17 protein-coding genes are annotated in these 15,536 nt (G+C 54.7%); 9 read left to right on the top strand and 8 right to left on the bottom strand.

Annotation, left to right across the window (positions count from 1 at the left end; translation table 11 throughout):
• Nucleotides 1-64: 64 nt before the first annotated feature.
• The 4 genes from tyrS to anmK form a co-directional block, all read right to left on the bottom strand.
• On the bottom strand, nucleotides 65-1,339 hold the full coding sequence (tyrS, locus tag ID864_RS17790) for a tyrosine--tRNA ligase (RefSeq protein ID WP_048916140.1): 1,275 nt from the start codon (nucleotides 1,337-1,339) through the stop codon (nucleotides 65-67).
• A 134-nt stretch (nucleotides 1,340-1,473) separates the two neighbouring features.
• Entirely contained in the window at nucleotides 1,474-2,130 is a 657-nt protein-coding gene (pdxH, locus tag ID864_RS17795; RefSeq protein ID WP_048916153.1) for a pyridoxamine 5'-phosphate oxidase, read from the bottom strand.
• A gap of 65 nt (nucleotides 2,131-2,195) precedes the next feature.
• Nucleotides 2,196-2,516, bottom strand: coding sequence for an MliC family protein (locus tag ID864_RS17800; protein WP_187497763.1), 321 nt, complete (start codon nucleotides 2,514-2,516; stop codon nucleotides 2,196-2,198).
• 60 nt (nucleotides 2,517-2,576) lie between these two features.
• The gene (gene anmK, locus ID864_RS17805; RefSeq protein WP_191150022.1) at nucleotides 2,577-3,695 is read right to left on the bottom strand and encodes an anhydro-N-acetylmuramic acid kinase; all 1,119 of its coding nucleotides are present in this window, start codon (nucleotides 3,693-3,695) and stop codon (nucleotides 2,577-2,579) included.
• A 263-nt stretch (nucleotides 3,696-3,958) separates the two neighbouring features.
• Between anmK and slyB the strand changes: the two genes are divergently transcribed.
• Nucleotides 3,959-4,426, top strand: coding sequence for an outer membrane lipoprotein SlyB (gene slyB, locus ID864_RS17810; RefSeq protein WP_048916143.1), 468 nt, complete (start codon nucleotides 3,959-3,961; stop codon nucleotides 4,424-4,426).
• Nucleotides 4,427-4,475: 49 nt separating this feature from the next.
• Here the strand turns inward: slyB and slyA are convergent, their stop codons facing one another.
• On the bottom strand, nucleotides 4,476-4,919 hold the full coding sequence (gene slyA, locus ID864_RS17815; protein WP_166643177.1) for a transcriptional regulator SlyA: 444 nt from the start codon (nucleotides 4,917-4,919) through the stop codon (nucleotides 4,476-4,478).
• 142 nt (nucleotides 4,920-5,061) lie between these two features.
• On the opposite strand from slyA, the gene ID864_RS17820 reads away from it, so the two are divergent.
• The 4 genes from ID864_RS17820 to ID864_RS23775 all read left to right on the top strand — a co-directional run bounded on the left by ID864_RS17820 (nucleotide 5,062) and on the right by ID864_RS23775 (nucleotide 9,040).
• A complete protein-coding gene (locus ID864_RS17820; protein WP_191150023.1) occupies nucleotides 5,062-5,298 on the top strand; it encodes a DUF1656 domain-containing protein in 237 nt (78 codons plus the stop codon).
• 4 nt (nucleotides 5,299-5,302) lie between these two features.
• A complete protein-coding gene (locus ID864_RS17825; RefSeq protein ID WP_133623525.1) occupies nucleotides 5,303-6,160 on the top strand; it encodes an efflux RND transporter periplasmic adaptor subunit in 858 nt (285 codons plus the stop codon).
• Between the two features lie 7 nt (nucleotides 6,161-6,167).
• A complete protein-coding gene (locus ID864_RS17830; RefSeq protein WP_191150024.1) occupies nucleotides 6,168-8,159 on the top strand; it encodes an FUSC family protein in 1,992 nt (663 codons plus the stop codon).
• Nucleotides 8,160-8,359: 200 nt separating this feature from the next.
• The gene (locus ID864_RS23775) at nucleotides 8,360-9,040 is read left to right on the top strand and encodes a hypothetical protein (RefSeq protein ID WP_224750522.1); all 681 of its coding nucleotides are present in this window, start codon (nucleotides 8,360-8,362) and stop codon (nucleotides 9,038-9,040) included.
• A 4-nt stretch (nucleotides 9,041-9,044) separates the two neighbouring features.
• On the opposite strand, the gene ID864_RS17840 is transcribed toward ID864_RS23775, so the two are convergent.
• From ID864_RS17840 to ID864_RS17850, 3 genes are all read right to left on the bottom strand, one after another.
• Entirely contained in the window at nucleotides 9,045-9,941 is an 897-nt protein-coding gene (locus ID864_RS17840) for an aldo/keto reductase (protein WP_048916149.1), read from the bottom strand.
• Nucleotides 9,942-10,023: 82 nt separating this feature from the next.
• Nucleotides 10,024-10,263: a DUF1289 domain-containing protein gene (locus ID864_RS17845; RefSeq protein WP_048916150.1), complete on the bottom strand. Its 240-nt coding sequence runs from the start codon at nucleotides 10,261-10,263 to the stop codon at nucleotides 10,024-10,026.
• A gap of 42 nt (nucleotides 10,264-10,305) precedes the next feature.
• The gene (locus ID864_RS17850; RefSeq protein WP_048916151.1) at nucleotides 10,306-11,220 is read right to left on the bottom strand and encodes a LysR substrate-binding domain-containing protein; all 915 of its coding nucleotides are present in this window, start codon (nucleotides 11,218-11,220) and stop codon (nucleotides 10,306-10,308) included.
• A gap of 101 nt (nucleotides 11,221-11,321) precedes the next feature.
• Here ID864_RS17850 and ID864_RS17855 point away from each other — a divergent pair, with 101 nt between their 5' ends.
• From ID864_RS17855 to nemA, 4 genes are all read left to right on the top strand, one after another.
• The gene (locus tag ID864_RS17855; RefSeq protein ID WP_191150025.1) at nucleotides 11,322-11,966 is read left to right on the top strand and encodes an NAD(P)-dependent oxidoreductase; all 645 of its coding nucleotides are present in this window, start codon (nucleotides 11,322-11,324) and stop codon (nucleotides 11,964-11,966) included.
• Nucleotides 11,967-12,074: 108 nt separating this feature from the next.
• Nucleotides 12,075-13,715 (top strand): phosphoethanolamine transferase EptA, encoded by a 1,641-nt coding sequence (eptA, locus tag ID864_RS17860; protein ID WP_191150026.1) that lies wholly within the window; start codon nucleotides 12,075-12,077, stop codon nucleotides 13,713-13,715.
• 39 nt (nucleotides 13,716-13,754) lie between these two features.
• Nucleotides 13,755-14,345: a TetR/AcrR family transcriptional regulator gene (locus ID864_RS17865; RefSeq protein ID WP_048916156.1), complete on the top strand. Its 591-nt coding sequence runs from the start codon at nucleotides 13,755-13,757 to the stop codon at nucleotides 14,343-14,345.
• Nucleotides 14,346-14,388: 43 nt separating this feature from the next.
• Nucleotides 14,389-15,489 carry an alkene reductase gene (gene nemA, locus ID864_RS17870; RefSeq protein WP_048916157.1) on the top strand — a complete coding sequence of 367 codons (1,101 nt, stop codon included), beginning with the start codon at nucleotides 14,389-14,391 and terminating at the stop codon, nucleotides 15,487-15,489.
• Nucleotides 15,490-15,536 lie beyond the last annotated feature (47 nt).

A 15,536-nucleotide genomic window follows, 5' to 3' on the forward strand; every position in this document is an offset into this window, starting at 1 on the left:
TCTTGCCATTAAAAAAGCCGGCGTTAACCGGCTTAGGGACGGAGCAAAACCCCGACCGATTTTATTATTTCCAGCTGATTAAGCTGTAGTTCTTTTTACCGCGGCGCAGCAGCGTGTACTTATCGAACAGGCGGTCATCAGCGCTAAACGCATACTCGGCGTTAGTCTGCAGCGTGCCGTTAATGCTGACGGATTTGGCATCAATCAGTTTGCGCGCCTGCCCGCGGGAGGGGGCCAGTTCAGAATCAACCAGCGCCTGCTGCAGATCCTGACCGGACTCCAGCTCCACGCCCGGCATACCGTCCTGCGCCAGCTGCGCCAGATCCTGCTCTGTCAGCTCGCTCAGTGCGCCGGAGAACAGGCTTTGGGTGATGCGTTTAGCCGCCACCAGGCCCTCTTCGCCGTGCACCAGTCTGGTGACCTGCTCGGCCAGGACATACTGGGCGCGGGGTGCTTTGCCGCTGTTTTTGTCTTCTTCTTCCAGCGCATTGATCTCGTCAATGCTCATAAAGGTGAAGAACTTCAGGAAGCGATAAACGTCAGCGTCAGCGGTGTTGATCCAGAACTGATAGAACTTATACGGGCTGGTTTTCTTCGCGTCCAGCCACACTGCGCCACCTTCGGTCTTGCCAAATTTGGTGCCGTCTGACTTGGTGATCAGCGGAACGGTCAGGCCAAAGACCTGATTCTGATGCAGGCGGCGCGTCAGATCGATGCCGGAGGTAATGTTGCCCCACTGGTCGGAACCCCCAATCTGCAGCGCCACGCCGTGACGCTCGTTCAGGCAGGCAAAGTCATAGCCCTGCAGCAGGTTGTAAGAGAATTCGGTGAAGGAGATCCCCTGGTCATCGCGGTTCAGGCGCTGCTTAACGGCTTCCTTGTTGATCATCTGATTCACAGAGAAATGCTTGCCGATATCACGCAGGAAGGTCAGCACGTTCATGCCGCCAAACCAGTCATAGTTATTGGCCGCAATGGCGCTGTTGTCACCGCAGTTAAAATCGAGGAACGGTGCTACCTGGTGGCGGATTTTTTCCACCCACTCATTCACGGTATCGCTGGTGTTCAGCTTGCGCTCGGCCGCTTTAAAACTCGGGTCACCGATCAGACCGGTAGCCCCACCGACCAGTGCCACAGGCTTGTGTCCGGCATCCTGAAAACGCTTCAGGCAGAGCAACGGCACCAGATGCCCCAAATGCAAGCTGTCGGCAGTCGGATCGAAACCGCAATAGAGAGCGATTGGCCCCTGTGCCAGTCGTTCTGCTAACGCTTCCTCGTCCGTTACCTGGGCAACAAGGCCCCGCTCTTGCAATTGTTTGATCAGGTTACTGCTGGCCATCTAAGACTCCATGTAAAAAAAGTCTGCACCTGGGCTGGTACACAGCTTTCCGCTGAAACGCGGAGAAAAAATAAGGGGTATAGAATAAAGCGCGGGATCGGGCTGGTCCAGCGCTTAGCGGCATTATTTCGTGTTTACGGTGCCAGGCGGTCAATTTTCCACGCATCGCCTTCGCGCTGGTAGAAAAATCGGTCATGCAGGCGGTGAGCCCCCCCCTGCCAGAACTCCATTGAGTCGATTTTGATGCGGTAGCCACCCCAGAAACTCGGCAAGGGGATCTCGCCCTGCTGAAACTTCTGCTTCAGCTCGAGGAACTTGCCTTCCAGCACGCCACGCGCCGAAATACGGCTCGACTGCTTTGACACCCAGGCACCGAGCTGGCTGTCGCGCGGGCGGCTGTGGAAATACTTCACCACTTCCAGCGTCGACAGGCGTTCCACGCTGCCCAGCACCATCACCTGGCGCTCCAGCATATGCCATGGGAACAGCAGGCTGATGCGCGGATTGGTTTCCAGCTGCTTCGCTTTGCGGCTCCCCAGATTGGTATAAAACACCATACCCTGAGCATCGAAATGCTTGAGCAGCACGATACGTTGATAGGGCTGGCCCTGCTCGTCTACGGTCGCGACGCTCATGGCCGTCGGATCCGGCAGCTGAGCCTCAACCGCCTGGTTAAGCCAGTGTTCAAACAGGCTCAACGGGTCTTCAGGAAGATCCTTGCGGCGCAGGCCACCGCGCGTATATTCACGGCGCAGATGGGCTATTTGTTGCAGGTGATCGCTGTCGGTCATCATTGCGGCTTCTGAGTAGTGAGGGATACGGCATTGTGCGCCGCACCCTGCAATATTTCAATCAGTTAACGGGCTGGAACCTGCTGACAGTCGTTAATAATTATTCGGTCGTTGCGCTCAACAAAGGCACTCTCGCCCTTTGACCAGAAGGTATAATGACCGTCACTGTAGCGGGTGCCGGAAGCCGCAACCTGCTGCTTCAGAACCAGCTGTTCACCGTCCAGAATCAGGCTCACTTCCTCTTTGCTGTTATCCAGCTTCACCGTCAGCGGCAGGGTGCCACAGGTATAATGCAGTGTTTGCACCTGCTCTTGATCCTCTGGCTGGAAATAGCTACAGCCGGACAGGGCAACCAGTAAGCCTGCGAGATACCACTTTTTCATCATTCACTCCTTGTTAGTTCTCCACTCTGCAGTCAGGGTAGAGTGCCGTTTCAGACGATGCAATCAGCGAATTGGACGGTTTGCCGGGAATATTGCCCCGATAACAGAGGCTTCGCGCGCGCCGGTAACGGAGGGCAGATTGCCCGGCAGGCCGCTCAGCGTGCGCCAGGCTAGCCAGGCAAATGCCAGCGCCTCCATATCGTCTCCGCCGATCCCTGCCTCGTCCGTGCTGCTGACTTCGGTTCCCGCCAGCTGCGCCGCAATGCGCGCCATCAGCAGTGGATTACGCCCGCCGCCGCCACACACCAGCAGACGGTCACAACCGCCGCTCAGCAATACCTGCTCGCAAATCGTGGTGGCGGTCAGTTCCACCAGCGTCGCCTGCACATCCTGCGCTGCCAGCCCCGGGAAGGTGGAGAGTTGCTGTTCCAGCCAGCTGAGGTTGAAGTATTCTCGTCCGGTGCTTTTCGGTGCGGCCAGGGCGAAGTACGGGTCGCTCAGCATCTGCTGCAACAGCGGCCAGACTACGCTGCCCGATGCTCCCCATGCGCCATCCTTATCGTATGGCAGCCCCTGCTGACGCCAGACCCAGGCGTCCATCAGCATATTGCCGGGACCGGTGTCAAAACCGCGCAGCGTTTTGCCCGGCAGTAACAGGGAAAGATTGGCGATGCCACCGATATTCAGCACCATTCGCCGCTCGGTGGGATGGCTGAGCACTGCGTGATGAAACGCCGGGACCAGCGGCGCACCCTGCCCGCCAAGGGCCATATCGCGGCGGCGGAAATCGCCCACTACCGTAATCCCCGTCGCGGCAGCAATCTGGTTGTTGTCACCGATCTGCAGAGTGTTTGGCGCATCCCCCAGCGGCTCATGCCACACCGTCTGCCCGTGGCAACCTATGGCGACAATCTCCTCGCTGGCGATCCCCTGCTGTTTCAGCAACGCCTGCACGGCCTCGGCGAACAGTCGTCCCAGGCGGGTATCCAACTGGCCTAATTGTGAAAGCGTTAGCGACTGTCCCTGACATATCGCAAGGATCTGCAAGCGCAGTTCCTGAGGGATAGGATGACTGTAGCTTGCCTGCTGTGCCACCATCTGACCATCAATGGCGGCCAGTACCACATCAATACCATCAAGACTGGTACCGGACATCACGCCAATGTAGCGCCCTGAATTCATGCTTTACCCCTACCCGGGTGTGAGTTTCATGCTCCCAGCCTGGCAAAATTAACGCCGCAATTCTATGATTTAGGCATCTTTAATTGGCGATGAAATTTATCTGGCATTTTATGTTGTGATTGAAGCGACGTTTAATCGCGTTGCATTATGTTTCTGCGGTGCTTTTACAAACTATTAGTGAGTAACGTGCCGGTTGTGCCATATAATAATGCTATTGACCGCTGCTATGGTTGGCAGCACCTGTAACAGATAGGAGTTCTATTATGATGAAGCGTTTAGTCGTGGTGGCGCTTGCCGGGATGACGCTAGCTGGCTGTGTGAATGACAACACCCTTTCCGGTGATGTTTACAGTGCCTCTGAAGCGAAACAGGTGCAGAGAGTGACCTATGGCACGCTGGTTTCTGTGCGTCCGGTACAGATCCAGGGTGGCGATGATAGCAATATTATCGGGGCGATTGGTGGTGCAGTGCTGGGTGGTTTCCTTGGTAACACCGTCGGTGGCGGTACCGGGCGCAGCCTTGCCACGGCAGCCGGTGCCGTGGCGGGTGGTGTAGCAGGCCAGGGCGTGCAGGGCTCTCTGAACAAGAGCCAGGGTGTAGAGCTGGAAATCCGTCAGGATGATGGCAACACCATCATGGTGGTACAGAAACAGGCAGCCAGCCGTTATGCCGTTGGCCAGCGTGTTTCCATGGCGTCAAACGGCAGCCAGGTCACCGTTTCCCCACGCTAATCCGCAATCCGCTCGTATGATAAAAAAACCGGCCTGAGAGCCGGTTTTTTTATTCGTCTTTTCCCTGAAGTTCAAGGATATTTTTTTCCAACCTGGCGATCAGCGTCACCATCTTGTCGATCTCCGCCTGCGAAATGCCCGCGAGGATATCATCGCGAGTGGCGTCAATAACGTGCTCAACCTGAGTGATAATCGGCTCGGCCTGTTGTGTCAGCTTGATGCGTTTCGCCCTGCGGTCACTGGCGCAGGTGCTGCGCGTAATCAAACCTTTCTCTTCAAGCTGGTCCAGCGTGCGTACCAGAGAAGGCTGTTCGATACCAATGGCTTTTGCTAACTGAATCTGCGACTGCTCAGGCGGAAGCTGATGGATATTATGCAACGTAACCCAGTGGGTTTGCGTCAGCTCCAACGGCTTGAGTCGCTGATCGATCAGAGCACGCCAGATGCGTACTAATCTTGCAAGGTCGGTTCCCAAGGGGGTATCCAATTTCAACTCCTTATAATTAGCTTGCTAGCTATCACGCCTCATTCTAGACTATTCTGCGAGTTTACAGGACAAAATACAAATCCATCCTTAGAGATGTCGTATTAAGTTGTCGGTCGCCTGCAACGCACCGGGAAGAAGGATTCAGCGTTTGATAACATCACTTTTGCCCTCAGCAAGTCCCTTCACCGACCTGGTGTTGGGTGCTTCGCTCTATTTTCCACCGCTGTTTAAAGCCGTTTTACTCGGTTTTTTCATCTGGCTGCTGCTTCACCCCCTGCTGCGAGACTGGATGTATTCAGGTGAAATCTGGCACCCCACGCTACTGGATCTCTCGCTGTTCATTCTCTGCGTAGCAGCTTCGCTGTGGCTATTCATCACCGGGTAAGACTATGAAACTGAGTTCACTGAAGTACTTTTCAACCCTGATTTTTTTCACTGCTGCGATCGCGGCGGGCTGGTGGATGTGGAACTACTACATGCAGTCGCCGTGGACGCGTGATGGCAAAGTTCGTGCTGAACTGGTGAGCATCACGCCGCAGGTTTCCGGACGAATTGAGAAGCTGGACGTTGAGGACAACCAGTTTGTTCACAAAGGGGAGCGGCTGTTCACGCTGGATGATGAACCTTTCCGGATTGCCGTGCTCAATGCAGAGGCAAAGCTGGCGCAGGCGCAGTCTGACCTCGTCAAAGCAGAGCATGAAGCCCGCCGCCGCCAGAACCTGCCGCGTAATGTGATTTCCGCAGAAGATCTCGATGCGGCCAACCTGCAGGCAAAATCGATGGATTCAGCCGCGAAAGCTGCGCAGGCGGAGCTGGATCAGGCTAAGTGGAATCTGTCACAAACGGTGGTTTATGCGCCCACCGATGGCTGGATTAATAATCTGGCTACGCGTATCGGCGATTACGCCACCACCGGAACGCCCCTGTTTGTGCTGGTCGATAGCCACTCTTTCTATGTTGTCGGCTATTTTGAAGAGACCAAGCTGCGCCACATCAAACCCGGTGCGCAGGCCAATATTCGTCTCTACAGCGACGACCGTCAACTCGCGGGAACCGTGCAAAGCATTGGCCGGGCTATCTACGATCAAAGTGTAGAAACTGACAGCGGGCTGACGCCGGATATCAAACCGAATGTTCCCTGGGTCAGGCTGGCACAGCGTGTTCCCGTGCGAATAAAGCTTGCGAACGTCCCTCCGGACGCATCGCTGGTTGCCGGAACAACCTGTACCATTTCGATCCAGCACTGAGGCCCTGATGAATTTTAGCTGGCTGGAATGGCAGCAACTTCCGTGGATCAAAGCCACGAGTGGCCAATGGCGCTATGCCCTGCGCAACGCGATTGCCATGTGTCTGGCGCTGAGCATCGCTTACGGATTACAGCTGGATGAACCCTACTGGGCAATGACCTCCGCTGCCGTAGTCAGTTTCCCTACCCTGGGCGGCGTAATCAGTAAAAGCCTGGGCCGTATTGTCGGCAGCATGCTAGGGGCCGCTGCCGCGCTGATTATTGCCGGGCATACCCTGAACGACCCATGGCTTTTTGCTGTGGCCATTGCTGGCTGGCTGGCGCTCTGCACCTGGGTGTCGAATCATTATCAAAATAACGTCGCTTATGCTTTTTCTTTGGCGGGTTATACTGCAGCAATTATCGCGTTTACCAGCGTCAACGTGGTTGAAATCGATGATATCTGGACTATCGCTCAGGCGCGCGTCTGCGAGGTTATCTCCGGGATCCTCTGCGGCGGCCTGATGATGATGATATTGCCCAGCACCTCAGATGGTGATTCGCTGATTCGCTCGCTGAAAGAGATGCACGGCAAGCTGCTGGATCACGCTACCCTGCTGTTGCAGCGTGAAAGCACCGACAATATCCGCCAAGCCCATGAGAACGTTATCGGCCAGATCCTGACGATGAACCTGTTACGTATTCAGGCATTCTGGAGCCATTATCGTTTTCGGCGGCAAAACAATGTACTCAACTATATCCTCCACCAGCAGCTGCGCCTGACCAGCGTCATCTCCAGCCTGCGGCGAATGCTGCTACTGTGGGAAAATCCGCCCGAGGTGCTGTTTAGCGCTATGCATCAGATGCTGGCCGAGTTAGCCCGTGGGGATGCTGACAAATACCGGCTGGCACAAATTCTGCGCTCTGCGGCTCCGCAGGACCGCACGGATTATCGGCATCGTGCTTTCTGGAATCGTTTACGCTATTTCTGCTGGCTGTATCTGAATATCTCGCGCTGGTTACGACAGTTTGAACGCGCAGATAGCCAGGCCTGGCTTTCGCCTCCCCCCTCACCGCCACTGGCGCGCCAGGCCGATGGCGCCGAAGCGGGGTGGAATGCCTTACGCACTTTCTGCGTTATTTTACTGGGATGTAGTTTTTCTATCGCCACTCAGTGGGAGTCGGGACCGTCAGCCCTGACGCTGGCAGCCATTAGCTGCGTGCTTTACTCATCATCCCCTTCCCCTACCAGCAGCGTTTCGCTGTTGTTAAAAACCCTTGGCCTGCTGTCGATATTCAGCTTTGTCATGAAGTTTGGCCTGATGGTGCAGGTTAACGTTCTGTGGCAATTCCTTATTGTGCTATTTCCACTGCTGCTAACTTTACAACTGTTCAAACTTCAGCAAAAAAAACGGGCGGCACTCTGGGGTCAGCTGATCGTCTTTATGGGCTCTTTCCTCGCCGTAACTAATCCACCCACCTATGATTATCAAAGCTTTATCAATGATAACCTGGCCAAAGTCTGCGGCGTGATGCTGGTTTGGATAGCCTTTCATATTCTTCGCCCCAGCTCGGACAAACGCCGCAGTCGGCGCCACATCCGTTCGCTACGCCGGGAGTTCGTTGACCAGTTAGGCAGGCACCCACGGCTCAATCAGGACAGTTTTGAGTCACTGATCTACCACCGCATTGACCAGCTCAATAACAGCCGTGACGATCAGGCCCGTTTGTGGCTGTTGCGCTGGGGAGTGGTACTACTGAACTGTTCGCATATCGCCTGGCAGCTGCGCGAATGGCGCCCTCGAACGCCTGAACTGGCGCAAATCCGCGATGCGGTTCTGAAGGATCTGCAAACCATCATCAGCGAGCGCGGTGTTCATCACGTTTCACTCAATGACACGCTCAACACGCTGCAGCAGCGCATTGATATGTTGAGCCGTGCTCAGGAAGAACAGGAAACGGAACTGGCGGGCATTATCTGGCGCTTACTCTGTTCGTTGTCACAGCTCAGACAGGGCTAAACCCAGTTTTTGCGCAGTCGCTCTGAAAATTAATAACAGGCGGTATTATTTTTACGCAGACAGGTTTAATCTCCTCGCCAGTGAGCATAAAATAGCCGACGGAGAACGACACCGTGTTCAGGGAGGATGAGATGCATACTGGGATGAAAAACAGACACTCGCACGATGATTTAACGGTTATCAGGCTTTCACAGCAAGAAATGCAGCGATCTCAACAGGTGATGGCGTCATCTCTGCATGAGCTGAAACAGGCGCAGCAGGCCTCTGATTTATCACTGCAGGACGTGAAGCAAACGCAACAGGCGATGGCATCATCACTGCACGAGCTGAAACAGGCGCAGCAGGCAACTGATTTATCGCTGCAGGACGTGAAGCAAACGCAACAGGTGATGGCGTCATCACTGCACGAGCTGAAACAGGCGCAGCAGGCGACTGATTTATCGCTGCAGGACGTGAAGCAAACGCAACAGGTGATGGCGTCTTCAATGCACGAGCTGAAACAGGCGCAGCAGGCGACTGATTTTTCGGTGCAGGAGCTGAAAATTTCATTTCAGAAAATGGATGTTTCACAGCAGGAAATGAAGCAGTCGCAGCAGGAAATGAAACTCGATATTCGCGCGCTGCAGCAGGGCCAGTTGGGTCTGGTGAAAGACATTTCGGGGCTGGTTAAACGCCAGGAGCTGGAAGAACTGCGTGCGGAAACCCAGGAAGAGTTTCGCCTGGTGCGTTGTGAAATGCGCAGTATGCGCACCGAACTTAAAGCAGAAATCGGCATCCTAAGAAACGATGCGCGTGCCGATTTCAGGCTGCTGTTCGGAGCGTTAATTACCCTCGCCATTGGCATGACAGGCCTGCTGGCGAAGGCATTTCACTGGATATAAGAGTTTAAGGTACGTCGTATCCCAGTGCAGCTTTACGGATGCGGAACCACTGCTGGCGGTTCAGCGTTATCTGTGTTGAAGCAGCTGAACTGCGCACGCGCTCAATTTTCCCACTGCCGATAATCGGTAATGGTTGCGAAGGAAGTTGCAGTATCCACGCATAAATCAGCTGCTCGATCGTTTCGGCTCCGGTTTCCTGCTGAATGAGCTTGAGCTCATCGCGCAACGGCTGATATTCCGCGCCGGTAAACATTTTACCACCCGCCAGGCATGACCACGCCATGGGTTTAATGCGCAGCTGCTGACACTGGTCGAGAGTACCGTCCAACAGAAGGGGCTGATAAACCGGGGAAATCTCCACCTGATTGGTGACCAGCGTAAACGGTAGTCGCGACTGCAGCAGGGAAAACTGCGTGGGAGTAAAGTTGGAGACGCCAAAGTGCTTAACCTTGCCGCTTTGATGCAACTGCAGGAAGGCACTGGCCACCTCGTCCGCATCCATCAGCGGATCGGGGCGGTGGATCAACAACAAATCGAGATAATCAGTATTAAAGTGACGCAGGGAGTTGTCGGCGCTCTGAATAATATGCGCAGCATCGGTGATGTAGTGGCCAAGCTTGTGGTCTGGGTTCGCCGTAGTGGCAATACCGCATTTGGTCACCAGCTCCAGACGCTCGCGCAGCTGAGGCTGCAAACGTAGCGCTTTACCGAATTCAGCTTCACACAGATAGCCGCCATAGATATCGGCATGATCGACAGTAGTTATGCCGCACTCAAGGTGCTGTTCGATAAAACTGACCAGCTGCTGCGAGGTCATTTCCCACTCCATCAGCCGCCAGTAGCCCATCACCATGCGGGAAAAAACCGGGCCCTGTGGGGCGATCTGCACGCGTTGTAACATCTGTACTCTCCGTTAGCGAAATGACTAAACGCATGATACACCATCACTCCGCACCGGAAGCACGTTGCCGTCAAGCTTACCGTCAAAACAGCGTTGGCTGTTCCGGTTCGTCAGGTGCAGCTGCCGCGCCCACTCTCTGCAGCCGCAGAAAGCGCTGGCGACACAGGCGTAGTACCTCGCGCTTTTGCGCATCACTGAATTTCATCCAGTTAAACCGCTCGTCGCGGCTGCGCAGACAGCCCCGGCAGTATCCGCGATCGTCCGCCTGGCAGATCCCGCGGCAGGGACTGGGTACCGGGAAAAACTCAAGTTGTTCAGCCACCCTAACTCCTGATTGCTCTACCTGATATTTATTGAAGACGGCTCAGTCGATGTCTGCAAGCGTGACGCGGTGGTTTTTACTGAAATAATCGCGCAATGCGCGTATTGCCTGGCGGCTTTTTTCCGGTAAAACCCGTTCGAGCGTCAGCGCCGTTAATTTTAGCGGCGCCGCACGCCACTCCGGTAACAGCAGCATTAGTTGACCACTACGCAGCTCTTCCTGAATTTCCTGCAGCGGCTGAAGCGATAGCCCCATTCCCGCCACGGTAAAAGCGCGCATCACGTGCATACTGTCGCTAACCACCTGCCCTTCGGCAAGACGCAGGGTCAGCTCGCCTTCACGCGGATGATGGAAGTCGATGTGGCGATGAGAGTGGTGTCCGTGGATCCAGCGATGCGCTGACAGTGCCTGCGGCGTCTCCGGTACGCCATAACGGGTAAGGTAAGCCGGTGCCGCACAGATCACCATCGGCCACTCAGCCAGCGGGTGAGCAATGATGTTGGCATCGCTCAACTGGCGGCTAAAACGCAGCGCAATATCAATGCGATGTTCAATCATATCCAGCACGTTATCGGTGGCAATAATACGCAGACGAAGGCCGGGATGCTGCTGCAGTAACGGTGATAGCGCACTGCACAGTGGCTGGCCACCGATCCCCGGCGTAGAACTGATGCGCAGCTCCCCGGTCAAGGTATCACGCATCTCAGCCAGCCTTTGCTCCGCCTCCTGGGCATTTTTAAGCATCGCCTCACAGCCCGGATAGAATGCTGCACCGGCCTCGGATAGCGTCAGCTTACGGGTCGAACGGTGCAGCAACGGCACGCCGACCGCCTGCTCAAGCGCGCGCAAATGCTGACTGACTGCAGAGGGTGACATAGCCAGGCAGCGTGCTGCCGCCGCAAGAGAACCTTCCCTGACCACGGTGGCAAACACCGCCATACGGTTGAGTTTTTCCATGATTAGTAAGTATTACTTCATTATAAAAGCATAAATATGCCACTTATCGCTCTGCTTGTTAAGCTGTAGAGTGCAATACACACTTACAGAGGAGCATTGCTATGAAAATTACCATCATTGGCGCAAGCGGTTTTGTCGGGCCGGACATCGTTAAAGAAGCACTGGCACGCGGCCACCAGGTGGTCGCCGTTTCCCGCTCCGGCAAAAATTTGCCTGTGGATAGCCATCTGACTCAGGCACTGGGTGATATCCACGACAGCGAGTGGTTGAGCGGCGTACTTAACGGTCAGGATGCGGTTATCAGCGCCTATAATCCCGGCTGGGCAGAGAGCGACCTGTTTGAAAAATTCACGCGCGGCAGCAATCAGATTCTGACAGCGGTGAAAAGCAGTGGCGTGCAGCGTTTGCTGGTGGTTGGCGGTGCGGGCAGTCTTGAGGTCGCTCCGGGGGTTGAACTGGTCGATACTGAGGCATTCCCGGCGAATATCAAGCCCGGAGCGCTGGGAGCGCGGGCATTACGTAATCAGCTACAGGCAGAAGAGGGCCAGCTGGAGTGGACCTATCTCTCGCCTGCGGCATTTCTTGAACCCGGGCCGCGCACCGCACAATTCCGGGTTGGCAACACCTCGCTACTGATGAATGGTGATAAGCCCGCTTCAATCAGCGTCGCCGACCTGGCGGTGGCAATCCTTGATGAGATCGAAAAGCCACAGCATATCCGCCAGCAATTTACCGTTGCTTACTAATTTACCCAGCCCGCTGCGGTGGGCTAATCACACGATGGTTAAAAGGTTAAGGTTTACCTAAGGTTTTCTGGCTATGATACGCTAAGATTATTCTGCATTTGGAATGCCATGAAACCCTTGTTTACTAAGTTACGTTGTAACGAAATTACGTTTAATCTTATCGCTGCGCTTTTCTTTACCCTGGTTTTAAACAGTGTCTTTATTGTCCGGGCCTGGGAAACCATCCCTTACCTCCATTTTCCTGACTACCTGTTTGCCGCCTCTATCCCACTGGTGCTGTTCTGCGCGTTCACCCTGATTTTTAGCGTGCTGGCTTTACCGTGGCTGCGTAAACCGCTGCTGGCTGTGCTGATTCTGGCGGGCGCAGCGGCCAACTATTTTATCTACAGTTTCGGTACCGTGATCGATACCAATATGATCCAGAACGTATTTGAAACGGATGTGCAGGAAGCGACCGCACTGTTCAACCTGCGCTATCTGGTGTGGATGCTGCTGCTTGCAGCTTTACCTGTTGCCCTGCTCTGCCTGACAAAAATTGAGAACAATCGTCCGTGGTGGATGGCCATTGCATGGCGCGCCGTGACCTCTCTTGCTGCCGTGGTGCTAATACTGTTGGCCGCGGCGCTCTTCTATAAAGACTACGCCTCAATGATCCGCAATAACAAAGGGCTGGTAAAAATGGTCACCCCGGCGAATGTGGTCAGCGGCATCGGCCACTATGTGGATAATCGCTGGTTTGCTGGCGATCAGACGCTGGTCAAAATTGGCGAAGATGCCAAAAAAGGTCCTGTTATTCTCGGGGCAAAGAAAAAGACCCTGGTTATTTTCGTGCTGGGTGAAACTGCGCGGGCAGAAAACTTCTCACTTGGCGGCTATGCCCGCGAGACGAATCCAAAACTCAAGCGTGATAATGTCATCTATTATCAGCATGCCACCTCGTGCGGCACGGAAACTGCCATCTCTGTACCCTGCATGTTTTCTAATATGCCGCGTGAAAATTATGATGCCAGCCTCGCCCGCCATCAGGAAGGCCTGCTCGATGTGATGGCCCATGCGGGCGTTACCGTAATGTGGCGTGAAAATGATGGCGGCTGCAAAGGCGCCTGCAATCGCGTACCGCATACCGATATGACCAAATGGAACGTCACCGCACTGTGTAAAAGCGATTACTGCCTTGATGATGTTCTGCTGCACCGACTGAATAACTACATTGACAGCGTGAAGGATGACGCAGTAATTGTTCTGCATCAGATGGGCAGCCACGGCCCGGCGTACTATCTGCGTTATCCCGCTGAAATGCGCCAGTTCACGCCAACCTGCGACAGCAATCAGATTCAGGATTGCGACCATCAGGCACTGGTCAACACCTATGACAACTCGATCCTCTATACCGACTCGATGCTGGACAGCACCATTAGCCTGCTAAAGTCATACAGCGATAAATTCAACGTGGCGATGGTCTATCTTTCCGATCATGGTGAATCACTTGGCGAGCGTGGCATGTATCTGCACGGCGCGCCGTATCTCTTTGCGCCCAGTCAGCAAACGCATATTCCCTTGCTGCTGTGGATGTCGCCGGACTATGCCAGTACGTTTGGCATTAATCAGCAGTGTCTGAAACAGCAGGCTGAGCAGGATGATGTCTCGCAGGACAATATTTTTCATACCCTGCTGGGGATGCTTAACATAGAAACTAAAGAGTATCAGCCGAAGCTGGACATGATCCGTTCGTGCCGGCAAGGGGTATAAAGGGTTGAATGCGACCGTTCGGTCTAGTACCCTGCTGCGATGAATAAAACGACCCGCTTTGACACAAGAGAGCATCTGCTCAATACCGGCGAACAGCTCTGCCTGCAGTGCGGCTTCAACGGTATGGGCCTGATCGCGCTGCTGAAACAGGCAGAAGTGCCTAAAGGGTCGTTCTATCACTATTTTCCTTCTAAGGAAGCGTTCGGCGTGGCGATGCTTGAGCGTTACTTCGCCCGCTATCATCAGCGCCTGTCTGACTATCTCAATGATCATCAGATAAGCTATCGTCAGCGCGTACTGGATTACTATCAGCAGTCGCTTTCGTTCTGCCAGGAGAGCAGCTTCGCCGGGTGCCTGTCGGTTAAGCTGTCGGCCGAAGTCTGCGATCTCTCTGAAGCGATGCGCAGCGCGCTGCATGCCGGGTCTGAAGCATTGATGGCCACGCTGGTCAAGGCGCTGATGAAAGCGCAGCAGCAGGGTACGCTGTCAGCCGAAATCAACTGCTCCCAGTGCGCAGTAACGTTATACACTTTGTGGCTGGGAGCCAGCCTGCAAAGTAAAATCTGCCGTGACAATGCGCCGTTGCTCAACGCATGGCAGGAAATGACACGCATTCTACGCGAAGCGTAAAAAAACCACCTTTTCTAGTCGACCGGTCTACCAGGAGTAAGTTATGGAACTGAAAAAACTGTTCACCCCTCTCAAAACCGGCGCAATCACCGTGCCGAACCGCATTTTTATGGCACCGCTGACGCGTCTGCGCAGTATTGAACCCGGTGATATCCCGACTCCGCTGATGGGCGAATATTACCGTCAGCGCGCCAGCGCAGGATTAATTATTACCGAAGCCACACAGATCAGTGCGCAGGCGAAAGGCTATGCCGGTGCGCCAGGCTTACATTCGGCTGAACAGATCGGCATGTGGAAAGCCATCAATGAAGGTATTCATCAGGATGGCGGTCACAGTGCCGTTCAGCTGTGGCACACCGGACGTATCTCGCACACTAGCGTGCAGCCTGAGGGCGCGGCGCCGGTATCGGCTTCCGCCATTAATGCTGAAACGCGCACTTCACTGCGTGATGACGCGGGTAACGCCATGCGCGAAGCCACCTCGACGCCACGCGCCCTGACAACCGAAGAAGTGGCCGGTGTGGTCAATGATTTCCGTCAGGCAGTCAGCAACGCTCGCGAAGCTGATTTTGACCTGGTTGAGCTGCACAGCGCTCACGGTTACCTGATCCATCAGTTCCTGTCCCCTGCCTCAAACCAGCGTGACGACCAGTACGGCGGCAGCATCGAAAATCGCACGCGTTTCGCGCTGGAAGTGGTTGATGCCGCGATCGCCGCCTGGAGCGCAGACCGCATCGCTATCCGTATTTCACCTCTGGGCCCGTTTAATGGACTGGACAATGGTGAAGATCAGGAAGAAGCCGCACTGTATTACATTGCTGAGCTGGCAAAACGCCAACTTGCCTATCTGCATATTTCTGAACCAGACTGGGCGGGCGGGAAGCCATACAGCGAGAGCTTCCGTAAGGCTATCCGTGCCGTTTACCCTGGCGTGATTGTCGGAGCCGGCGGTTACACCGCAGAAAAAGCGGAAACGCTGATTGAACAGGGCCTGATCGACGCCGTTGCTTTTGGCCGCAGCTACATTGCCAACCCGGACTTGGTCGAGCGCCTGAAAAAGAACGCTGAACTGAATGAACCACAGCCGGAAACCTTCTACGGTGGCGGTGCAAAAGGCTATACCGATTACCCGGTTCTGGGCTAAGGGTTCGCAGCGGTTGCTATAACCGCTATACTGGATTTTTTACGTCA

The sequence above is a fragment of the Erwinia aphidicola genome, from assembly GCF_014773485.1.
In the GTDB taxonomy this organism is placed as follows: domain Bacteria; phylum Pseudomonadota; class Gammaproteobacteria; order Enterobacterales; family Enterobacteriaceae; genus Erwinia; species Erwinia aphidicola.